This is a genomic window from Janthinobacterium sp. (genome assembly GCF_031995485.1).
GTDB lineage: Bacteria > Pseudomonadota > Gammaproteobacteria > Burkholderiales > Burkholderiaceae_D > Janthinobacterium.
The window spans coordinates 1-19,910 of record NZ_DAMAGB010000004.1; the positions used below are offsets into that span (position 1 = coordinate 1).

The following is a 19,910-nucleotide window of genomic DNA, read 5'->3' on the forward strand; positions in this document are numbered from 1 at the left end:
GCCTGCCATTGCTCTGGACGCATGATGTGCTCCTGTATGGAAAGGTCTGATCAGTCAGACCTCAGGCACTCAGGAACTCAGGAACATTCCCCCATTTACCGCTGACAGAGCTCTTTATTTTCCCAGGTCGCGTTCGACCGCGTAGACGGCGATCTGCACCCGGCTGCTGAGCTTGAGTTTTTTCAGGATATTCTGCACATGGATCTTGACGGTGCTTTCCGCCACGTCCAGCTCGCGCGCGATTTCCTTGTTGCTCAGGCCGCGCGCCAGGCAGGCCATCGCTTCGCGCTCGCGCGGCGTCAGCTTTTCATAGTCGGCTTCGGGCGAGTTCTGGCCGGCGCGAAATTGCGAGACCAGCTTGGCCGTCATGGCGTCGGCGATCACGGACTCGCCGGCGGCGGCGCGCACGATCGCCTGGCCCAGCTGCTCGGCCTCGATATTTTTCAGCAGGTAGCCGCGCGCGCCGGCGCGCAGGGCCGCACCCAGGTCGGCCGCGTTTTCGGACACCGTCAGCATCAGCACCACCATCGCCGGCCACTCGAGCAGGATCTGCTGCAGCGCTTCCACGCCCGACAGGCCCGGCATGTTCAGGTCCATCAGCACCACGTCGGGCTGCAGCTGGCCCGCCAGCGCCACGCCATCGAGTCCATTGGCGGCCTCGCCCACGACCTGGAAGCGGGGATTGCGCTGCAACAGCATCTTGACGCCGCTGCGCAGCAGGGTGTGGTCGTCGACCAGCAGGATGGTAATGGGAGCGTTGTCTTGATCGTTCACTGTAATAAGTTACCTGGTTATCTGTTACGCCGTCTGGCGCCGTGCTTCGGGCAAGGCCAGCGAGATCGTCGTGCCGCCGCCGGGTGTGCTGTCGATGGCAAATTGCGCACCAAGGCGTTCGGCCCGCTCCTGCATGATGCGCAGGCCGATCTGCACTTCCGTTTTCTTGTCGCGCAAATGGGCGGCAAAGCCATCGCCATCGTCGCGCACCTGCAGCGCGAAATCGCGGCCGTTTTCCACCCTTACCTCGACCGCACTGGCCTGCGCATGCTTGCGGATATTCGACAGCGCTTCCTGCACGATAAACAGCACCTGCAGCTGCTGCTCGGGCGCCAGCGGCGCACCGTTGCCGGTCATCTGCAAGGTGGCGGCAATCCCCGTCTGCAGCTCGAACTTGTCGAGCACTTCACCGAGCTTGCCCTGCAGATCGCTGCCATGCCAGCGCGTGCGGAAGTTGACCAGCAGTTCGCGCACATCCTGGTAGCTCTGCTCGACGCCCATGCGCATCAGCGGCAGCACTTCGGCCGCCTCGCCCAGCTCGCCACGGCGCACCGAGTCGTCCAGCATCTGCACCTGCAGGCTGATGAAATTGAGGCTTTGCGCGATGCTGTCGTGCAGGCCCTCGGCCAGCAGGCTGCGCTCGCGCGCCACGGCGAACTCCTTCTCGCGCGCGATCAGGCGCTGGTTTTCTATCGCAATGCCCAGGCTCTGGCCCAGCGTCTCCAGCCAGCCGTGCTGCTGCTGGCCCAGCACCGTGGCCTGCCTGAAGTGCAGCGAAAAACTGCCGATCGCCTGTTCGCGCACCAGGATGGGAAACACGGCGATCGCCGTAAAACCTTCGTCCTGGCAGCGGAAACGCTCGATGGCGGCCACCTTGCGAAAGTCGCGGATCTGGATCACGCCCTGCGCCACTGCCGCGCCGCACAGGCAATCGTTATTGCGCATGCAGTGCTCTTCCTCGACCATCGCATCCGAGATGCCTTCATGGACCACGATATGCACCGTGTCGTTCTGCGGATCGAGGATGCGCACGCTGCCGCCCACCGCTTCCGAAAACGCCATCACATGGCGCAGAAAGCCGCGGCACAATGCGTCGATCGCGTGCTGGCCCGCCAGCAGCGTGGAAATATCGTGCAGGGTCGCCAGTTGCCGCTCCTGCGCGGCGCTCAGGCCCACAGGCAGCTGGGCCAGGCGGCGCTGGCGCCAGCGCGAGGCGGGCAGTTGTTTGCGGGAGGGGTGGGTACGCGGCGCGTGCATGTAAAACTCGATTCAATAAAGCCTGCCCGAAGGCAGGCATGGCGTTATAAACGGATCTCGGTGCCGAGCAGCTTGACGAACTGCGCCAGCCACGCCGGGTGCGCGGGCCAGGCGGGCGCCGTGACGAACTGGCCATCGGTGACGGCATCGGTGACGGCGATATCGGCAAACTCGCCGCCGGCCAGTTTCACCTCGGGCGCGCAGGCCGGATAAGCGGAAATGCGCTTGCCGCGAATGACATCGGCGGCGGCCAGCAACTGCGCGCCGTGGCAGACGGCCGCCACCGGCTTGCCGCTGTCGGCAAAATGCCGAACGGCGGCGATCACCTTGTCGTTCAGGCGCAGGTATTCGGGCGCACGGCCGCCGGCGATCATCAGCGCGTCGTAGTCGGACGGCGAGACCTCGTCGAAGCTGGCGTTCAAGGCAAACAGATGGCCCGGCTTTTCCGTGTAGGTCTGGTCGCCCTCGAAATCGTGGATGGCCGTCTTGATCGTCTCGCCGCTCTTCTTGCCGGGGCAGACCGCATGCACGGTATGACCGAGCATCAGCAGCGCCTGGAAAGGCACCATGGTTTCATAATCTTCCGCAAAGTCGCCGGTCAAAAACAGAATTTTTTTCGCTGCCATTTGGTTCTCCCATGAACGATCTTTCCAGTTAAAAAAGCACCACCGACGCACCATTTTCGTGCAGCCGTCCTCCAACACCCGTATCTTACTGCGATTACCGCCGCTTGCCTGCCCTTGGCGGCCATTATCAAACAATTACATTGCACTGCACAACAGGCCGCCCTGCCCTGCTGCCGAAATTATGGCAACATCAAGCTTCCTCATCTTTCAGTGGAAATACCATGATTTTTGAAATTGCCCATATCCAGATCAAATCCGGAACCCACGCAGGCTTCGAAGCGGCCGTCACCCAGGCCGTGCCGCTCTTCAAGGGCGCGCAGGGCTGCGAGTCGATGCGCCTGGAGCGCTCGATCGAGCACGGCGACGCGTATCGCCTGGTGGTGGGCTGGAACACGCTGGAAGACCACACCGTGCACTTTCGCGGCAGCGAGGCGTTCCAGGCCTGGCGCGCACTGGTCGGCGATTTCTTTGCCGCGCCACCACAGGTCGAGCACATGCAGACCGTGGTGACGGGTTTTTGAATCACTCGCTCGTGACGATGGGGTGATGAAACACCTGGCGCAGATAGGCCAGGAAGGTCTCGTCCTTGCACAGCGTCTTGCCCGGTGAATCGGACAATTTCGCCACCGACTGGCCATTGCAGCGCACCAGCTTCATGACGATGTTCAATGGTGTCAGGCCCAGGTCGTTGGTGAGGTTGGTGCCGATGCCGAAGCCCGTCATGATGCGGTCGGCGAAGTGCTGGTACAGTTCGAACGCCTTTTCCAGGTCCAGCCCGTCGGAGAACACCAGGCGCTTGGTATTGGCATCGATGCGCAGCGCCGCGTAGTGCGCCAGCGCCTTTTCGCCCCACTCGACCGGATCGCCCGAATCGTGGCGCAGGCCGTCGAACAGCTTGGCAAAATACAGGTCGAAGTCGGCCAGGAAGGCGTCCATGCCGACCACGTCGGTCAGCGCGATGCCGAGGTCGCCACGGTATTCCTGCACCCAGTCCTCCAGCGCGGCTTTTTGAAAGTCGCGCAGGCGCACGCCGAACGACTGGAACGACTGCATGTATTCATGCGCCATGGTGCCGATCGGCACGATCGCCAGCTGCTTGGCCAGGTAGACATTCGAGGTGCCCTTGAAATACTCGGGCACTTCGCGCGCCAGGCGCTGCACCACCTCGTCGTGCCAGGCGCCGGAGAACCTGCGGCGCACGCCGAAGTCGGAAAATTCGAACGGATGCTTGCGGCGCGGCTGCTTGCCGAATTCTTTCAGCGCCGCCACCTTGGCCGTCAGCCGCGCGCGCCCTTCCGTCAAGGCTTCGTCGAGATTGAAGCGGCGGAAATACAGTTCGTTGACGATATACAGGACAAAAATTTCAAAGCCCATCACATGCACTTGCGGCCCGGCCGCATGCACGACCAGTTGGTCGCCATCGGTGCTCACCTCGATGAACTTGCGCTGGAAGCGGAACACCGTCAGGAAGTCGACAAAGTCGCTTTTCATGAAGCGCAAAGTGCGCAGATACGCCAGTTCGTCGTCGGCAAACGACATCGAACACAGGTGGTCGAGCTGCTCTTCCACCTCGCTTTTCAGTTCGGCCAGCGGAAAGGCCGGCGTATTCCTGCAGACAAATTCGTATTCGGTATGGGTGTTCGGGTGGCCATGCAGCAAGGCCTGCCACATCGTGAATTTATACAGATCGGTTTCCAGCAAACTGCGCACTATCGGGGTCATGTAGGGGTTCTCCACTTTACTGTAGCCAGAATAGTACGCCTTTGCCGCCATTTCGGTTGTGTTCGCCCGTGCAAGCCTTTCAATCAGCCTGATTTTCCAGCCATTCCGGCAGGATATCGGCGGAGGTGGCCAGCCGCGCGCCGCGCGCCAGCATGGCGGCCAGGAACGCGTCCTGCTGCGCTTCGAAGCCTGGCACCGGACTCATGCAGTCAGTGAGCAGCACCAGTTTCGACAGGGCTGCTGCGCCCTGCTGCGCTTCCAGGTAGTCGGCAATATGTTCGGTACTGGCCTTGACGCAGTGGCTGCCCGCTTCGCCGCAGATATAAATCCGGTCGGCGGAAATCAGGCTGTCGAGGAAGCTGGTATTGAGCTGGGTGGCCGGGTCCTGCGGATCGGGCACTTCGGCCATCACGGCCGAGTAATGCTCGGTCCAGGGATTGGAGCCTTTCGACAGCTTGGCGACTACCTGCAGCTGCGCCACTTCCCATGCGTTGTAGGCGGCGCGCACGTCGGCATGGATATTCTGGCCCCACGAGCCGATCTCGCAATGCACGGGCCACACCATCAGCTGGTAGCGCCCGGCGCTTTCCAGTTCGTCGAGATAGCTTTGCGCACGCGCCAAGGCACCAACGGCGGCGGGCACGTAGACGCCGTCGCGCAGCTGTTGCGCGCTGATCTGGGTAAACGGCGAGACAGGCCCACCATTGCTCTCGCGCCAGAAGGTCGGGTGGGCGATATCGTAGCGGTGATGGGCGTCGAGCGTCACGCTGATCTGCGCCAGGCCGGCGCCGCCGTCGCGGATCAGGCCGGCCACACGCAGCATGTCCTGGTGCGCGCCGGTAACGGGCAGGCTGGGCGCATAGCCGGCGGGAACGGCATCGGCAGGCAGGTCGCAAAAATCGTTTTGCGGGTCGATCACAAGCAGGTGCAGCTGGCGTTTCATGGCGATCCTCGTGCGTGGCAGGAATATCCATGATAATGGCAACTTCGCCACCACGCCAACTCGCACCGCATGAATCTTCCCGCCCGCAATCCCCTGAACGCCAACAAGCTGATGCACAGCAAATGGACGGCCGTCGCCCCCGTTAACAAGGAGAAGCATTTTATTGTCATCAAGGTGGGGGAGCCGGCCACGCCGGGCGCGCCCGTGACGGATGTGGAACTGCAGGCCGTGCACTCGCAGCGGGTGCAGGTGCTGCCCTGGCGCGCGCTGCGGGACGCCAGCGCATGGCGCCAGGGCTGGGTCTGATCAGACGCCGGTAGAGTACTTGCGCTGGCGATACTCGACCAGCGTCTGCGCCGCGTCCGCCGCCTGATCCTGCGCTTCCGCTTCGGTGGCAAACAGGTGATCGGCCCGCACGCGCTGCTTGGGCGTCACGTTATAGCGGTGCATGGGATTGGGCGACTGGGTAAAGATGGCAACATACGCGCCCCAGGTGCCGCAACCGGGCAAGCGTTCGGCGGTGTAATCAATTTCATAACAACCAACATATTTAATCGGCACGAGGTTTGCTCCATTGAAAAGATGGCCGGGCAGCATGGCTGGTACCGGCAAAAGATGGATTAATTCCGGTCGCGCTCGCGCAGGAAGTTTACGGAAAATCAAGGGTATATAAAATACATCAATTCCGCGATGCAGCAAAGCTTTGCCACGACAGCAATGTGGATTTACTTGATCTGATGCAGCGAAATGGAAAACAGCAGCGACTATAAGCGGTATGGCGGAAAATGGGCGCCGTGATCACGGCGCCGCATGGGTGCAACTGTTAAAGCGATCAGGCAGCCAGCGCTTCGATGGTGCTGCGGCCTTTGACGAGCGTGGCGGCAATCGCATCGTCGCCCAGCGCCACGCCTTCGGCTTGCACGAAGGTGATGTCGGTAATGCCGATAAAGCCCAGCGCCGCGCGCAGGTAGGTGCTCAGGAAGTCGTAGCCGGCGGCAGGGCCTTCGCTGTACACGCCGCCGCTGGCGGTGACGATATACGCTTTCTTGCCGGTGGCGAGACCCACCGGGCCGGTGGCCGTGTACTGGAAGGTGCGGCCGGCGCGCGCCACATGGTCGATCCAGGCCTTGACGGTCGATGGCACGGAGAAGTTGTACATCGGCGCGGCCAGCACCAGGATATCGGCCGCCAGCAGCTCGTCAACCAGCGTGTCGGAAATCCTGATGTCGGCGGTGGCCTGTTCGCCGCGCTGCTCGGCTGGCGTAAAGAACGCGCCCATCATCGCTTCGGTCAGGTGCGGCACCGGCTGCGCGGCCAGGTCGCGCTCGACGATGGCATGGCCCTGTGCGGCCAGCCTGGCGACCAGTTCGCCGGACAATTGACGCGACAGGGAACCATTGCTGCGCACGCTGCTATTGATGTGGAGTACGTTTGCCATGTTGTATGCCTTTTGAAAAACGGTGTAAGGATGCGCGGCTGCGCTTGCACATATCTTAGTCCGCATCTAATATCGATGAAACCGTTGTAATTTAAATTGTTAGCATCGATTTTATAGATATGGATTGTGCATGAGAGAACCGGGCCAACCTTCGCTGGACCAGTTGCGCGTGTTTGTCGCCGTGATCGACGCGGGCGGCTTCGCCCATGCGGCGCGCCAGCTGCACCGCACGCAGTCGGTGATCAGCTACACCATCGCCAACCTGGAAGAACAGCTCAATGTGGTGCTGCTCGACCGCAGCAAGCGCAAGCCGACGCTGACGGACGCCGGCAAGGCGCTGCTGGCCGATGCGCGCACGGTGGCGCTGAAGGTGGACGCCATGCGCGCGCGGGCCAAGGCGCTGGCCGGCGGGCTGGAGGCGGAAGTGTCGGTGGTGATCGACGTGATGTTCCCCACCTGCGTGCTGGTGCGCATCCTGGAAGCGTTCCAGGCGCAGTTCCCGACGGTCGCTCTGCGCCTGCGCATCGAAGGCATGGGCATGGTGACACAGCTGGTGCAGGACGGCAGCTGCCACCTGGGCGTGGGCGGCTGGATGTCGTCCAATGCCGACGCCTTCGAGCGCCTGGCGGTGGGCTATGTGCGCCTGATTCCGGTGGCGGCACCGGCGCATGCGCTGGCGCAGATGAAGGGGACGATAGCACCGGCGGTGGCGCGCGAACATGTGCAGCTGGTGCTGAGCGACCATAGCAGCCTGACCGAAGGCCAGGACTTCGGCGTGCTGGGCCTGCGCAACTGGCGCCTGGGCGACCTGGGATCGAAGCACGCGCTGCTGCGCGCAGGCCTGGGCTGGGGCAATATGCCCGAATCGATGGTGCGCGAAGACTTGGCCGACGGCCGGCTGGTACCGCTGCACCTGTCGATCGACAGCGGCGAGAATTATCCGATCTACCTGATCCAGCGCGCCGACACGCCGCCGGGGCAGGCGGGCAAGTGGCTCACGGAGCGGTTTGCGGAGCAGTTGCCGCTGTTGCTGGAGCGGGGGTTTTAGGTATCATGCTTACCCCAGCGGCAAATGCCGGGGTCGGACCCTGAGGGTCCGACCCCAGTCCTTGCTGGGGTCAACTTTCAACAGCAAGGAAATAAAATGTCCACCCTCGACGACTTCGTCAACAAGCAAAAACCCGGCGCGCGCTTTGTGATTACGGCGCAGATGCTGCGCATGACGCCGCAGCAGTTCGACGCGCTGGCGCAGGAATGGATGGAAGACGGCGGCCCCGGTTTCGACACGGCCGGCATCCCGCACCGGGTGGTGGTCGACGGCCAGTTCTATATCGCGCGCCTCACCGTGCAGCGGCACGGCGAAGCGGGCTGACTACTCCACGCCCAGCACGTGCAGCCGCCGCTTGAGGCGCGCCACTTCTTCCGACAGATCGACCACCAGCGCCGCCAGGTCGGCATTGGCGTCGAATACCGATTCGACTTCGCGCAGCCTGCGCGCGCGGGCCAGGTCGACGCTGGTAAAGCGCCAGGCCGTCAACTGGCCCGGCGGCGTGCCCTGCAGCAGCACCCCCGTCTGCACGCGCTGCACCACCCAGTCGGGTTCCACGGCGCAGGCGCGCGCCAGTTCCTCCAGGCTCAGGGCCGAGTCTTCCAGCAGTACGCCGATCACATTGTTTGCCATGATGATTATGCTCCCAGCTTCTGGCGCGGATTGAAGGCCATCTCGCGCGCCATGGTTTCATACAGTGCGCGCGCCTTGTCATCGTGTGCGGGCGGCAGCACCACTTCCAGCAGCAGGTACAGATCGCCCGGCTGGGCGGCGGGAATGCCGCGCCCTTTCAGGCGCAGCTTGCGCCCGGTCTGCGAACCGGGCGGCACCGTCACCGACACCGTGCCCGACGGCGTGGCCACGTCGATCGAGCCGCCCAGCGCCGCTTCCCATGGCGTGACCGGCACCGTTTCGAACACGTCGCGCCCTTCGATCCGATAGCGCGCGTCCGCTTCAAAGCGGATTTCCAGATACAGGTCGCCGGCCGGCGCGCCGCCACTGCCCGGATTGCCCTGCCCTTTCATGCGCAGCTGCTGGCCTTCCGTCACGCCTTTCGGGATCGTCACTTCCAGCGTGCGTTCGCGCGTGACGACGCGGCCCTGCGCATCGGCTTCGGGCACGCGCATGACGATGGTGCGCGTGGCGCCGTGATAGCTGTCGCGCAGCGCGATGGTGATGGCCGCATGACTGTCTTCGCCCTGCATCTGGAAGTTGCTGTTGGCGCGGCGCCGTCCGCCCACATGGGCAAACAGGTCGGCAAAGAAATCGCTGTCGTCGACGCCCGAGGATTCGTAGCCCGCGCCCCAGTCGGGCGGTGGCCGGAAGCCGCCGCCGGCCGCGCCGTGGGCGCTTTGCTGGCGGCCAAGGTCGTCATAGGCGGCGCGTTTTTCCGCATCGCCAAGCACGCCGTAGGCCTCGTTCAGCGCCTTGGTGCGCTGGTCGGCATCGGCTTCCTTGCTGACGTCGGGATGGTATTTGCGCACCAGCTTGCGGTACGCCTTCTTGATGTCGGCCTCGCTGGCCGTTTTCTCGACCCCGAGTTCCTTGTAGTAGTCCTTGTAATCCACCGTGCATGCTCCCCATGGTTGAACCGCCTGAGGGAAAGATTACACGAATTGCACCGGGCATGCAGTACGGCTGCATGCCCGGAACAGTGGCAGGTCAAGCAATGTTAACGTGCGCGGCGGATCGAGGAGACTCTGCGATCGAGACCGCCATCGATGCGCGCGTACTGGCCCGGCCCCATCACCACGCAGCGGCCACGGAAATTGGCATCGGAGCAGAATTCCCAGCGGCCGTAGTTGATGACGATGGACTGGGCGCGGTCGTTGAAACGATAGCGGTTCAGGTCATTGACCTCGTTATCGAGGCGTACCGGCTGGCCGCGCATGCCGGCGTCAGGGAACAGCAGCACTGCGCCGTTGTTGTCCGGACGGCCGCCACCGTGGCCGGGACGGTCCGGGCCTGGGCGGCCCGGACCATTGTCGCCACCGCGGCGCACTTCGCGCACCGAGGAAATCGCATCGTTCATGCCCGGCATGCTGGCATAGCGGCCCGGCTGCAGCACGCGGCAGCTGTTGCGGAAGTTCGCATCCTTGCACACTTCCCAGCTGCCCGAGCGCACCACGATGCTCGAAGTCTTGTCGTTGAAATCGACGCGCGACAGGTCGCTGACGTCGTTGCGCACGTTGACCGAGCGGCCGCGGAAATTATCGTCCTGGAACAGGGTCAGCTCGCCGGCACTGGCGGCGGCATGGGCGAATACGGTGGTGGCGCACAACAGGGCGTAGATTGTTTTTGATTTGATTGATGTTGACATGGCTGACTCCGTAGATTGCGTGGGGTCCAGTGTAGTCTGGACCGCTGGCGCCGAGTGTAACAAATGGCAAGCAAATGTCAGCGCACGACACACCCGTGAAAAAGCCGCCTGGCACAGATGCTCGCAGGCGGCTTCGGTCAGGCGTGCGGCCTGGCCGGATCAGCGCACGCGGCGCAGCGACGAGATCCTGTTATCGAGCGCATTCAGGCGCGCATATTGTCCCGGTCCGATGACTTCGCAGCGGCCGCGGAAATCGGCATCGCTGCACACTTCCCACTGCCCTTCGTTGACGATGATGGAGCCGGCGCGGTCGTTGAAGTTATACGGCACCAGGTCGTCGGTGTTGCGGTCCAGCGCCAGAGGCTGGCCCTGCATGTCCGCGTCCGGGAACAGCAAAATGGCGCCACGCTGCTGGTACTGTTGCTGGTACGGCTGCCGCGGATCCTGCTGGTACTGCTGCTGTTCATACTGCTGCTGGCGGCGCGCCTCGCGTTCGTCGATCACGCGCGCCGACGAGACGCGGCCATCGAGGCCGCGTCCCAGGTCGTCATGGCGGCCCGGCCCGAACACGCGGCAGGTGCCCTGGTAATTGGCGTCGCTGCACAGCTGCCAGTAGCCGCCTTCGATGGCGATGCCGGTGGTGCGGTCGTTGAAGCCGATGGTGGCAAAATTGACGTTGTCGCGGTCCAGCCGCGCCGAGCCGCCATTGCGGCCCGCACCCGAATACAGTTCCAGCACCGGCTGGCGGCCGTAGTTGCCGCGGTCCGGACGGCCGTCGTTGCGGCCATCGTTTCTGCCATCATTGCGCCAGTCATTGCGGCCGTCGCCGCGATTGTCTGCACGTCCATCGCGTCCCACTTCGCGCACCGACGAAATGGCGTCGTTCATGCCCGGCATCGAGCGGTACTCGCCCGGCGTCAATGTCCTGCAGTTGCCGCGAAAGCCGGCGTCGGTACACACGTCCCATGTTCCCGAGCGCACCATGATGCTCGATACCTTGTCGTTGAAGCCGAAGCGCGACAGGTCGTCGGTGGTGTCGCGCACGGTAACGGCGCGGCCACGGAAGTTATCGTCTTCGAACAGGGTCAGTTCGCCGGCTTGGGCGCCGAGGTGGGTCAGGAAGGCGGCTGCACACAGCAGGGCGTGGGTAAGCGGGCGGTTCATGGGGGTCTCCAGTGGTTGTCAATGCGACTATCCGGAAGTGTAGCCGTCCGGCGAAAAAACGGTGTAACAAAATATGCGAAAAACACCATCAATTGTTACCAAAGGAAATAGACAGCAAGACAAGGCGGCCGGACAAGCACCGCGATTATCAGTAGAATCACGGGTTCGACTCAGCCAGCACCCGCTTTTATCCCATGCCCCACACTACTTCGTTTACCGCCCCCGCCGTCCGCCAGGAAGTCTCCTCGCTGTGGAAGCTGGCCTGGCCGATCCTGATCGGCCAGCTGGCCACGGTCGGCATGGGCGCGGCCGACGTGGCGATGACGGGCCACACCACGCCGGACGAGCTGGCGGCCGTGTCGCTGGGCGCGGCGATCTGGTCGATCGTGCTGGTCACCGTCAGCGGCATCATGATGGCGATCAATACGCTGGTGGCGCATGAAATCGGCGCCGCGCGCCACGACCGGGTGCCGCATATCGTGCGCCAGTCGCTGTGGAAGGCGCTGGCCGTCGGCCTGGTGGCGTGCCTGCTGACGAACATGGCGGCGCTGGTGTTCGACCATCTGATGCTCGAAGCGCATGTCGCGGCCAGGGCCAAGCTGTTCGTGCATATCATCAGCTGCGCCCTGCCGGCGTTTGCCGCCTACCGCGCGCTGTATGGCTACAGTACCAGCATCAGCCAGACCAAGCCCGTGATGGTGATCGCGCTGGCCGCGCTGGCGCTGAACATTTTCGTCAATTACCTGCTGATCTACGGCCACTGGGGCATGCCGCAGCTGGGCGGCATCGGCTGCGCCGTGGCCACCACCTGCTGCGTGTGGATGATGCTGCTGGCCATGCTGGCCTGGATCCGGTATGCGCCCGCCTACCGCGCCACCTATCCGTTCACGCACTGGGAGGGGCCGCAAGTTGCCTCGATCGCTCCCATGCTGCGACTGGGCCTGCCGATCGGCGTGACGTATTTCGCCGAAGTGAGCGCGTTTGGCGTGATCAGCCTGCTGGTGGCCCGCTTTGGCGTGGTGCAGGTCTCGGCGCACCAGATCGCGCTCAATTTTTCGTCCGTGGTGTTCATGGTGCCGCTCACCTTCGGTATCGCGCTCGTCACGCGCGTGGGCCATGCGGTGGGCGAAGCGAACCTGCGCCGCGCGCGCTTCATTTCCTGGGTTGGCGTGGCGATGTCGCTGACGGCCGCCATCGTCTCGGCCGCCTGCATTACGCTGTTTCGCCACCAGATCGCGCAAGCCTATACGTCCGATCCGCAGGTGCAGCAACTGTGCGCGCAGCTGCTGCTGTTTGCCGCGCTGTTCCAGCTGTCCGACGCGACCCAGGTCGCCACCTCGTGCGCGATCCGCGGCTACAAGGTGACGCGCCAGCCGATGCTGATCCAGCTGCTGGCCTTCTGGGGCTTTTCGCTGCCGATCGGCTATGTGCTGGGCCTGGCGCCGCAGGGCTTTGTCTGGTCGCCGGCGGTGCCGATGGCCGCCGCCGGTTTCTGGATCGGCCTGGTGACGGGCCTGACGGTGGCGGCCGTGCTGCTGACCTGGTATCTGAACCGGCTGTCGCTGCAACGGCTGCGCGCGGCCATATAAAACACGGGGTATTCACGGCATCTGCCGAAGGAAAGCCGGCAATCCATGGCGTATTCCGTGGCCGGCCCTATCGCAATGCTCGCTGCGCTCTGGTATTGTTTGCCGTCAAGAATTAACTTGACCTCTTTCCCACTACCGAGACATCCATGCGTTTTATTCTCTGTTTTCTGGCCGCCATGGCCAGCGTTCCCGCATCGGCTGAAAAGCTGACGCTTGAACGCATCCACGCCGATCCGGCGCTGGCCGGCCCCGGCGTGCGCAACCTGAAGGTATCGCCCGACGGCGAGCGCGTTACGTTCCTGCGCGGACGCGCCGACAACCAGTTCCAGCTCGACCTGTGGGAATTCAAGCTGAAAGACAAGAGCACGCACCGCCTGGTCGATTCCAAGGCGCTGGTGCCGAATGAAACCATCTCGCCGGCCGAACAGGCGCGCCGCGAACGCGAACGCACGGCCAGCCTGGCCGGCATTCTCAATTACAGCTGGTCGCCGGACGGCAAGCAGTTGCTGGTGCCGCTGGCCGGCGACCTGTACCTGGTCGATGCAGCCCATCCGGACAAGGCGCGCCTGGTCGCCAAGGGCAATGTGCTCGACCCGAAAATCTCGCCGAAAGGCCGCTACCTGTCGTTCGTGCGCGAGCAGAACCTGTATGTGATCGACCTGAAAACAGGCCAGGAACGCCAGCTGACCACCGACGGCAAGGACACCATCCATAACGGCGAAGCCGAATTCGTGGCGCAGGAAGAAATGGGCCAGCGCACCGGCTACTACTGGGCGCCGGACGACAGCGCGATTGCCTACAAGCGCTACGATGAAGCGCCGGTGCCGGTGGTGCGCCGCTTCGAGATCTTCGCCGACCGCACCGACGTGGTCGAGCAGCGCTATCCTGCCGCCGGCGACGCGAACGTGCTGGTGCAGCTGAAAATCGTCTCGCCGGAAACGGGCCTGCAGCGCCAGGTCGACCTGGGCAGCAACCCGGACATCTACCTGGTGCGCGCCGACTGGAGTGCGGACGGCAAGTCGCTGCTGTACCAGCGCCAGTCGCGCGACCAGAAAACCCTGGAGCTGATCGCCGTCGATGCCGCCACGCTGGCGCAGCGCACGGTGCTGACGGAAACGTCGAAGACCTGGGTCAGCATCCATGACGACCTGCGCTTCCTGGCCGACGGCAAATCGTTCCTGTGGTCGTCCGAGCGCACCGGCCGCAATCATCTGTACCTGTACGACATGAGCGGCAAGCTGCTGCACCCGGTCACGTCCGGCGAGTGGGGCATCGACAGCGTGCTGGCCGTGAATGAAAAAACCGGCAAGGTATATGTCTCGTCGAACCGCGACGCCGTGATCGACAAGCAGACCTACGCGCTGGCGCTGGACGGCAGCACGGCCGACAAGCCGCAGCGCGTGACGAAAGCGGACGGCTGGCACGACACCACGTTCGCGCGCAATGGCGCCGTGTTCGTCGATACGTATTCCGATCCGGCCACGCCGCCGCAGGTCAGCATCCGCCGCCCCGATGGCGCGATGGTGGGCTGGCTCGAAGAAAACGCCCTGAACGCCAGCCACCCGTACGGCAAATACAAGGCCGACCACCTGCCGACCGAATACGGCACCATCAAGTCGAACGACGGCCAGTTGCTGTACTACTCGCTGGTGAAACCGTCGAACTTCGACGCCTCGAAACGCTATCCGGTGTTCCTGTCGACCTATGGCGGCCCGCATTCGCAGCACGTGGCGCGCCGCTGGGGCAACAACTTCGACCAGTACATGGCGCAGCAGGGTTTTGTCGTGTTCCGCCTCGATAACCGCGGTTCGTCGCGCCGCGAGCGCGCATTCACCGACGCGATCTACCATAACCTGGGCAAGGCCGAAGTGGCCGACCAGCTGGCCGGCATCGCATGGCTGGGCCAGCAGAGTTTTGTCGACGCCAAGCGCATCGGCGTGTTCGGCTGGAGCTATGGCGGTTTCATGAGCCTGCGCCTGCTGTCGGCCGCGTCCGACAAGATCGCCGCCGGCGTGTCGGTGGCGCCCGTGACCGACTGGTCGCTGTACGACACCCACTACACGGAACAGTTCCTCGGCATGCCGAAGGAAAACGTGGAAGGCTACAAGGACAGCACCGTGTTCGCCCATCTCGACGGCCTGAAGTCGCCGCTGCTGCTGGTGCACGGCATGGCGGACGATAACGTGCTGTTCTCGAACAGCACGCGGCTGATCGACGCGCTGGTCAACCGTGGCGTGCAGTTCGACCTGATGACGTATCCGGGCGCCAAGCACGGCATCTCCTCGCGCGCCGGCCAGCGCCATGTGTATGCCAAGATCGCCGCCTTCTTCAAGAAAAACCTGAAAGTGGACGACGCGAAGTAAAAGCGGGATCCACAAATGAAAACCGCCGCCGGTCTTGCGACTGGCGGCGGTTTTTTACTGGGTGCGAGCGATTATGGCTTGCGGGTGACGGTTTCTACCGCATCCTTGACGTCGCCAACTTTCTTCTGCACTTGGCCTTCGACCTGGTTGGCCACGCCTTTGACTTGCTGTTCTTCGCTGCCGACGACTTTGCCAGCTGTTTCCTGGATTTTACCGCCGACTTCTTTCAGTTTACCTTCGACTTGATCTTTGTTCATGATTAACTCCTCAATGTAGTTGGTCCATCTGTTGTCCAGCCCAGGGGCCGGTACTGCGGCTCACACGCTGCTGTTCGAGCTGGCTGCGTGTCGATGAGTTGATACTACGCCTGATGAATCAAAAACTCTGTTCGGTTCCTAACACATGGGAAAATATTGCTATCTCACATTATTCTTCGGACTTTTCTGCCTTGCGCCAGACCGTCGCCAGCCATGGCTGCTGTTCGCGCGGCAGGCCCGGCGGCCGGTAGTAATGGTCGAGCAAGGTAAAGCCGGCAGCCTGCACGTGTTCGCTCCAGGTATCGAGATCGTAATAGCTGCCATAGCGCGCGCCGTTCCAGCCTTCCTGGTTGTGGCCGCGCGGATTCGAGCTGAACAGCACGCCGCCCGGCTTCAGGCAGCCATGCAGTGCGCGCAGCACGCCGGGCAAGGCGCTGCTGGGCACATGGAACAGCACGGCGTTGGCAAATACGCCGTCAAACTGGCCGGGCGGCAAGTCGAGGTCGAGGAAATCCTGTTGCCACACCGTGCAGCCGCTGTAAGCGCGCGCCATCTCGACAAAGCGGGCCGAGCCATCGACGCCGGTGGCACGGTGGCCCCGCTCCGTGAACGCTTTCAGGTCGCGGCCCGGGCCGCAGCCCAGATCGAGTATGTCGAACGGCGCGGTACCGGCGATGGCGGCCAGCAGCGCATCCATGTTCTGGCGCACGTCGTGATCGCGCGTCCCTTCGAAAAACTGTTCGGCACTGGCGTCGTAATGATCGAGGGTGCGGCGGGTGATGGCATGCAAAGAATCGGCATGCAGGGGGTCGTGCGGGGGATTATTCATGGCGCTCCAGTCTGAGAGCCATCATTTTAATGCGCCGCGGTCAAACGCGGCGCCAGCATTCATGCGGGTTTGCGGGCGATTTTCATCTTGTTGAAAACTATTTTCATTTTTCTCAAAAAAACCCTCAAGTTCTGGCTGAGGCCGCCGTTAATCAAGACAAGCGTAAAACCATTTGATAAAACACAGGTGTGCCCATGACTCCCAACGACGTCCTCTCGATGTATGAACAGATTGCCGGCTTGACCAACAATATGGTCGCCGCTGCGCGTTCGAGTGACTGGGACCGTTTGAGCGCACTGGAAAATGAATGCGCCAGCACCGCATCGGCCACCCTGGTGGGCGCCGTGCCTGCCCTGTCGGGTGCGCCACGCATGCGCAAGATTGACCTGCTGAAGCAGATCCTGGCCAATGACCGCGAAATCGGCAATATCACCGAGCCGTGGATGACACAGCTGTCGAAAGTGATGCCGGCGCCGCGCGCACACCGCTAAGCAATTGCATTGACCAGCCGAGCGAGGCGCCTGCGGGCGCTTTTTTTACGCCTGCCGCATCGGCAGCGCAGCAAACCCTGCGCCAGAAACAGGAAAGGCGAGCCCCAGGTAGATCCTGGAGTCGCCTCGCTGCCGGTTGCCTCCGGCGTCCGCCATGCTCAGTTGCATGCCGGACCGCTTCCAGCCTCGGGCGTCCATAAGACGCTACCCTGTTTGACCGCGCCACACTATCGTTGGTGACTGCGCCAGGCCGAGACTGTTGTTTGTTGCAGAACAAGTCCACGGAAATAAGTATAAAACAAACTTTTCAGGATTTGCAATCAAAACGTATCGTGCGCAGCTTTCTTTTTGAATAAGCTTTGCCAAGGTCACTTTAACGGGAAAACGGTTCCGGCTCCGGCTCAGGAGGTGGTCCGGCGGAATCCGCATCTGCCACCGGCTCCGCCACTACCGGCTTGGGCTTGCGGCGAAACGGCTTGCGCAGCAGGACCCAGTATTTCGATGGCGGCCGCGCATCCGCACTCGCCTGCTGCTTGCGCTTGCGCAGGAAATACACGACGGCAGCAGTGAGCAGCAGGAACAGCAGCGTGCCCAGACCGAGCCACAGCAGCCCGTTGCCGCCAGACTTCTTGTCTGCGGCAGCCGCTGCCCTGGCCTTGGCGTGCGGCGGTCCGCTGGCGACGGGCGCCGCGGCGGCAGGTGCGGCCAGGGCTTTCTGCAGGACGGCAACCTTGCCTTCCAGTTCGCCGATTTTGTCATTCAGCGCCACATTCTGGCGATCGAGCGCCACGCACGCTTCGGCCGGCATGCCGGCCGTTTGCGGGGCGCAGGCGGCGACAGGAGCCGGCGCCGGCGCGCGCCGCAGTGGCGATGGCAGCGCCGGACGCGGGGCAACCGGGGCCGGAACCGGCTTTGCGACCGGGCTTGCCACAAACGCGGCAGGTGGACGCACCATGCCTTCTGCGCGGGCGCGCGCCGCCAGGACGGCTGCGTCAGGCGCTTTCGGTGCGGGGACAGGTGCCGCCGCCGGGGCAGCCGCAGGCATGGGTGCCGGTGCCGGCGGCGCGGCAGGTGCCGGTGGCGCCGGCGCCAGCCAGACCGTGGCCAGCCGCACCACGCTGTGGCTGCCGCTGCCGAGCACCAGGTACAGATGCACATGGCCGGCGCTGATCGCCTGCCGGGTGCCGACATGGACAAAGCGCCGCCCGCCCCGTTCGACCTGGCTGATCGCCAGCGTCTGCAGGGCGGCATCCATGCCGATGCCGCCGCCCTGGTAGACGTCGCCAGACGCCAGGCGTACCGGAATGCCCTGCAGCTCGTCGGGCGCCAGCGCCGTCAGCTCGATATCGGCCGACAAGGGCTGGCCAATAAACGACTGCACGCTGATTTCGCCCAGCTCGGCCGCAAACGCGGCCGGCATGGCCAGGCAGGCGCTCACGCACGCGATGGCGGTGTGGCGGAAAAATACGGAACTCGGCATGAAATGATCGCTTTGACGGAACGAAGGGACAGTTGTCTTGTTAACGGCAGGAAATTGGAGAAAATTAGCGGCGTGCACGCTCCCTGTGCGTTTCTGGCGTCTGGAGTACACTCGAATTCACCATAACCGATGAAAGGGATGTCATGAGCAGCAGAATTGAACGCGACAGTTTCGGCCCGATCGACGTACCAGCCGATCAACTGTGGGGAGCGCAAACACAGCGCTCGCTCGAGCACTTCCATATTTCCACGGAAAAGATGCCGCCCGAACTGATCGCCGCGCTGGCCACCGTCAAGCGCGCGGCCGCCCATGTCAACCTGGAACTGGGATTGCTGAGTGGCGAAAAAGCCGTCGGCATCACGCAGGCAGCCGACGAAGTGCTGGCTGGCAAGCATGCGAGCGAGTTTCCGCTGGCCGTCTGGCAGACGGGCTCTGGCACCCAAAGCAATATGAACATGAACGAAGTGCTGGCCAACCGGGGTTCCGAACTGATGGGCGGCCTGCGCGGCGCCGAGCGCCTGCTGCATCCGAACGACGACGTCAACCTGGGCCAGTCCTCGAACGATATCTTCCCGACCGCCATCCACGTGGCCGCCGCGCTGGCCGTGGCCAATACCGTGCTGCCGCCGCTGCGCCAGCTGCGCGCCACGCTGGAGGCGAAGTCCGCCGCGTTTGCCGATATCGTCAAGATCGGCCGCACCCATCTGCAGGACGCCACGCCCCTGACGCTGGGGCAGGAATTCTCGGGCTACGCGGCCCAGCTGGAATTTGCCGAGCACATTATCGAAGCCTCGCTGCCGCCGCTGCTGCAGCTGGCCGCCGGCGGCACGGCTGTCGGCACGGGCCTGAACGCCCACGTGGAATTTGCCGACCGCATCGCGGCCGAGCTGGCGCGCCTGACCGGCCAGCCATTCGCCAGTGCCAGCAACAAGTTTGCCGCGCTGGCCGCCCACGATGCGCTGGTAGCCTCGCATGGCGCGCTGAAAACGCTGGCCACGGCCCTGATGAAGATCGCCAACGACGTGCGCTGGATGGCCTCCGGTCCCCGCTCGGGCCTCGGCGAAATCACGATACCTGAAAACGAGCCGGGCAGCTCCATCATGCCGGGCAAGGTCAATCCGACCCAGTGCGAAGCGCTGACCATGCTGTGCTGCCAGGTCTTCGGCAACGACGTGGCCATCACGGTGGGCGGCGCCTCGGGCAACTTCGAGCTGAACGTGTTCAAGCCGCTGATCGCGCACAATTTCCTGCAAAGCGCGCGCCTGCTGGGCGACGGCATGCTGAGCTTTGACGAGCATTGCGCGCACGGCATCGCGCCGAACCGCGAGCGCATCGCTGAACTGATGGAGCGTTCGCTGATGCTGGTCACGGCGCTGGCGCCGCATATCGGCTATGACCGCGCGGCGCAGATCGCCAAGCAGGCCCAGCACGAAGGCACCACCCTGAAAGAAGCCGCATTGGGCCTGGGTTTTGTCACGGAGGAACAGTTTGCCGAATGGATCGTGCCACTGGACATGACGCGGCCGAATAAAGGCTGATGCTTGCCCGCATGCCTTGTTGCAGTGATGTAAACTACGCTTTTGGCCAGCGATGGCCTACTGTGTTGAAG

General features: G+C 63.4%; 22 protein-coding genes. 8 read left to right on the top strand and 14 right to left on the bottom strand.

Annotated features, from left to right (window positions below; genetic code table 11):
- Positions 1-114 precede the first annotated feature (114 nt).
- From RTQ46_RS04140 to RTQ46_RS04150, 3 genes are read right to left on the bottom strand one after another with little or no spacing between them, the layout of a single operon-like run.
- Entirely contained in the window at positions 115-774 is a 660-nt protein-coding gene (locus RTQ46_RS04140; protein WP_312434784.1) for a response regulator, read from the bottom strand.
- Between the two features lie 24 nt (positions 775-798).
- Positions 799-2,031: an ATP-binding protein gene (locus tag RTQ46_RS04145; RefSeq protein ID WP_312434785.1), complete on the bottom strand. Its 1,233-nt coding sequence runs from the start codon at positions 2,029-2,031 to the stop codon at positions 799-801.
- Between the two features lie 44 nt (positions 2,032-2,075).
- Positions 2,076-2,657, bottom strand: coding sequence for a DJ-1/PfpI family protein (locus RTQ46_RS04150; protein WP_312434786.1), 582 nt, complete (start codon positions 2,655-2,657; stop codon positions 2,076-2,078).
- Between the two features lie 221 nt (positions 2,658-2,878).
- On the opposite strand from RTQ46_RS04150, the gene RTQ46_RS04155 reads away from it, so the two are divergent.
- A complete protein-coding gene (locus tag RTQ46_RS04155) occupies positions 2,879-3,178 on the top strand; it encodes an antibiotic biosynthesis monooxygenase (protein ID WP_312434787.1) in 300 nt (99 codons plus the stop codon).
- A gap of 1 nt (position 3,179) precedes the next feature.
- On the opposite strand, the gene pncB is transcribed toward RTQ46_RS04155, so the two are convergent.
- A complete protein-coding gene (gene pncB / locus RTQ46_RS04160) occupies positions 3,180-4,379 on the bottom strand; it encodes a nicotinate phosphoribosyltransferase (RefSeq protein WP_312434788.1) in 1,200 nt (399 codons plus the stop codon).
- A 79-nt stretch (positions 4,380-4,458) separates the two neighbouring features.
- Positions 4,459-5,322 (bottom strand): cysteine hydrolase, encoded by an 864-nt coding sequence (locus RTQ46_RS04165; RefSeq protein WP_312434789.1) that lies wholly within the window; start codon positions 5,320-5,322, stop codon positions 4,459-4,461.
- A gap of 69 nt (positions 5,323-5,391) precedes the next feature.
- On the opposite strand from RTQ46_RS04165, the gene RTQ46_RS04170 reads away from it, so the two are divergent.
- On the top strand, positions 5,392-5,628 hold the full coding sequence (locus RTQ46_RS04170) for a TIGR02450 family Trp-rich protein (protein ID WP_312434790.1): 237 nt from the start codon (positions 5,392-5,394) through the stop codon (positions 5,626-5,628).
- Here the strand turns inward: RTQ46_RS04170 and RTQ46_RS04175 are convergent, their stop codons facing one another.
- Positions 5,629-5,883 carry a hypothetical protein gene (locus RTQ46_RS04175; protein ID WP_312434791.1) on the bottom strand — a complete coding sequence of 85 codons (255 nt, stop codon included), beginning with the start codon at positions 5,881-5,883 and terminating at the stop codon, positions 5,629-5,631.
- A gap of 271 nt (positions 5,884-6,154) precedes the next feature.
- Complete coding sequence (locus RTQ46_RS04180) at positions 6,155-6,760, bottom strand: FMN-dependent NADH-azoreductase (protein WP_312434792.1); 606 nt, start codon at positions 6,758-6,760, stop codon at positions 6,155-6,157.
- 130 nt (positions 6,761-6,890) lie between these two features.
- On the opposite strand from RTQ46_RS04180, the gene RTQ46_RS04185 reads away from it, so the two are divergent.
- Complete coding sequence (locus tag RTQ46_RS04185; RefSeq protein ID WP_312434793.1) at positions 6,891-7,808, top strand: LysR family transcriptional regulator; 918 nt, start codon at positions 6,891-6,893, stop codon at positions 7,806-7,808.
- A 96-nt stretch (positions 7,809-7,904) separates the two neighbouring features.
- Positions 7,905-8,132, top strand: coding sequence for a hypothetical protein (locus RTQ46_RS04190; RefSeq protein ID WP_312434794.1), 228 nt, complete (start codon positions 7,905-7,907; stop codon positions 8,130-8,132).
- Here the strand turns inward: RTQ46_RS04190 and RTQ46_RS04195 are convergent, their stop codons facing one another.
- The 4 genes from RTQ46_RS04195 to RTQ46_RS04210 form a co-directional block, all read right to left on the bottom strand.
- A complete protein-coding gene (locus RTQ46_RS04195) occupies positions 8,133-8,441 on the bottom strand; it encodes a MerR family transcriptional regulator (protein ID WP_312434795.1) in 309 nt (102 codons plus the stop codon).
- Between the two features lie 5 nt (positions 8,442-8,446).
- Positions 8,447-9,376, bottom strand: a complete 930-nt coding sequence (locus tag RTQ46_RS04200) for a DnaJ C-terminal domain-containing protein (protein ID WP_312434796.1) — start codon at positions 9,374-9,376, stop codon at positions 8,447-8,449.
- A 104-nt stretch (positions 9,377-9,480) separates the two neighbouring features.
- Complete coding sequence (locus RTQ46_RS04205; protein ID WP_312434797.1) at positions 9,481-10,128, bottom strand: beta/gamma crystallin-related protein; 648 nt, start codon at positions 10,126-10,128, stop codon at positions 9,481-9,483.
- A 159-nt stretch (positions 10,129-10,287) separates the two neighbouring features.
- On the bottom strand, positions 10,288-11,292 hold the full coding sequence (locus RTQ46_RS04210) for a beta/gamma crystallin-related protein (RefSeq protein ID WP_312434798.1): 1,005 nt from the start codon (positions 11,290-11,292) through the stop codon (positions 10,288-10,290).
- 194 nt (positions 11,293-11,486) lie between these two features.
- On the opposite strand from RTQ46_RS04210, the gene RTQ46_RS04215 reads away from it, so the two are divergent.
- The gene (locus RTQ46_RS04215) at positions 11,487-12,881 is read left to right on the top strand and encodes an MATE family efflux transporter (RefSeq protein ID WP_312434799.1); all 1,395 of its coding nucleotides are present in this window, start codon (positions 11,487-11,489) and stop codon (positions 12,879-12,881) included.
- 146 nt (positions 12,882-13,027) lie between these two features.
- The gene (locus tag RTQ46_RS04220; RefSeq protein WP_312434800.1) at positions 13,028-15,244 is read left to right on the top strand and encodes a S9 family peptidase; all 2,217 of its coding nucleotides are present in this window, start codon (positions 13,028-13,030) and stop codon (positions 15,242-15,244) included.
- A 71-nt stretch (positions 15,245-15,315) separates the two neighbouring features.
- On the opposite strand, the gene RTQ46_RS04225 is transcribed toward RTQ46_RS04220, so the two are convergent.
- On the bottom strand, positions 15,316-15,501 hold the full coding sequence (locus tag RTQ46_RS04225; RefSeq protein WP_312434801.1) for a CsbD family protein: 186 nt from the start codon (positions 15,499-15,501) through the stop codon (positions 15,316-15,318).
- Positions 15,502-15,670: 169 nt separating this feature from the next.
- A complete protein-coding gene (locus tag RTQ46_RS04230) occupies positions 15,671-16,330 on the bottom strand; it encodes a class I SAM-dependent methyltransferase (RefSeq protein ID WP_312434802.1) in 660 nt (219 codons plus the stop codon).
- 194 nt (positions 16,331-16,524) lie between these two features.
- Between RTQ46_RS04230 and RTQ46_RS04235 the strand changes: the two genes are divergently transcribed.
- Positions 16,525-16,821 (top strand): flagellar protein FliT, encoded by a 297-nt coding sequence (locus RTQ46_RS04235; protein WP_312434803.1) that lies wholly within the window; start codon positions 16,525-16,527, stop codon positions 16,819-16,821.
- A 373-nt stretch (positions 16,822-17,194) separates the two neighbouring features.
- Here RTQ46_RS04235 and RTQ46_RS04240 read toward each other — a convergent pair whose 3' ends face one another.
- On the bottom strand, positions 17,195-18,301 hold the full coding sequence (locus RTQ46_RS04240) for a hypothetical protein (RefSeq protein ID WP_312434804.1): 1,107 nt from the start codon (positions 18,299-18,301) through the stop codon (positions 17,195-17,197).
- 143 nt (positions 18,302-18,444) lie between these two features.
- On the opposite strand from RTQ46_RS04240, the gene fumC reads away from it, so the two are divergent.
- The gene (gene fumC / locus RTQ46_RS04245) at positions 18,445-19,839 is read left to right on the top strand and encodes a class II fumarate hydratase (protein WP_312434805.1); all 1,395 of its coding nucleotides are present in this window, start codon (positions 18,445-18,447) and stop codon (positions 19,837-19,839) included.
- Positions 19,840-19,910 lie beyond the last annotated feature (71 nt).

Excerpts from the sequence above, each read along its gene's own strand:
- RTQ46_RS04205 (WP_312434797.1), bottom strand. The coding sequence starts at position 10,128 with ATGTCAACATCAATCAAATCAAAAACAATCTACGCCCTGTTGTGCGCC.
- RTQ46_RS04165 (WP_312434789.1), bottom strand. The coding sequence starts at position 5,322 with ATGAAACGCCAGCTGCACCTGCTTGTGATCGACCCGCAAAACGATTTT.
- RTQ46_RS04170 (WP_312434790.1), top strand. The coding sequence starts at position 5,392 with ATGAATCTTCCCGCCCGCAATCCCCTGAACGCCAACAAGCTGATGCAC.
- RTQ46_RS04225 (WP_312434801.1), bottom strand. The coding sequence starts at position 15,501 with ATGAACAAAGATCAAGTCGAAGGTAAACTGAAAGAAGTCGGCGGTAAA.
- RTQ46_RS04230 (WP_312434802.1), bottom strand. The coding sequence starts at position 16,330 with ATGAATAATCCCCCGCACGACCCCCTGCATGCCGATTCTTTGCATGCC.
- RTQ46_RS04190 (WP_312434794.1), top strand. The coding sequence starts at position 7,905 with ATGTCCACCCTCGACGACTTCGTCAACAAGCAAAAACCCGGCGCGCGC.
- RTQ46_RS04180 (WP_312434792.1), bottom strand. The coding sequence starts at position 6,760 with ATGGCAAACGTACTCCACATCAATAGCAGCGTGCGCAGCAATGGTTCC.
- RTQ46_RS04195 (WP_312434795.1), bottom strand. The coding sequence starts at position 8,441 with ATGGCAAACAATGTGATCGGCGTACTGCTGGAAGACTCGGCCCTGAGC.
- RTQ46_RS04235 (WP_312434803.1), top strand. The coding sequence starts at position 16,525 with ATGACTCCCAACGACGTCCTCTCGATGTATGAACAGATTGCCGGCTTG.
- RTQ46_RS04210 (WP_312434798.1), bottom strand. The coding sequence starts at position 11,292 with ATGAACCGCCCGCTTACCCACGCCCTGCTGTGTGCAGCCGCCTTCCTG.
- RTQ46_RS04240 (WP_312434804.1), bottom strand. The coding sequence starts at position 18,301 with ATGCCGAGTTCCGTATTTTTCCGCCACACCGCCATCGCGTGCGTGAGC.
- RTQ46_RS04145 (WP_312434785.1), bottom strand. The coding sequence starts at position 2,031 with ATGCACGCGCCGCGTACCCACCCCTCCCGCAAACAACTGCCCGCCTCG.
- pncB (WP_312434788.1), bottom strand. The coding sequence starts at position 4,379 with ATGACCCCGATAGTGCGCAGTTTGCTGGAAACCGATCTGTATAAATTC.
- RTQ46_RS04215 (WP_312434799.1), top strand. The coding sequence starts at position 11,487 with ATGCCCCACACTACTTCGTTTACCGCCCCCGCCGTCCGCCAGGAAGTC.
- RTQ46_RS04150 (WP_312434786.1), bottom strand. The coding sequence starts at position 2,657 with ATGGCAGCGAAAAAAATTCTGTTTTTGACCGGCGACTTTGCGGAAGAT.
- RTQ46_RS04155 (WP_312434787.1), top strand. The coding sequence starts at position 2,879 with ATGATTTTTGAAATTGCCCATATCCAGATCAAATCCGGAACCCACGCA.
- RTQ46_RS04185 (WP_312434793.1), top strand. The coding sequence starts at position 6,891 with ATGAGAGAACCGGGCCAACCTTCGCTGGACCAGTTGCGCGTGTTTGTC.
- fumC (WP_312434805.1), top strand. The coding sequence starts at position 18,445 with ATGAGCAGCAGAATTGAACGCGACAGTTTCGGCCCGATCGACGTACCA.
- RTQ46_RS04220 (WP_312434800.1), top strand. The coding sequence starts at position 13,028 with ATGCGTTTTATTCTCTGTTTTCTGGCCGCCATGGCCAGCGTTCCCGCA.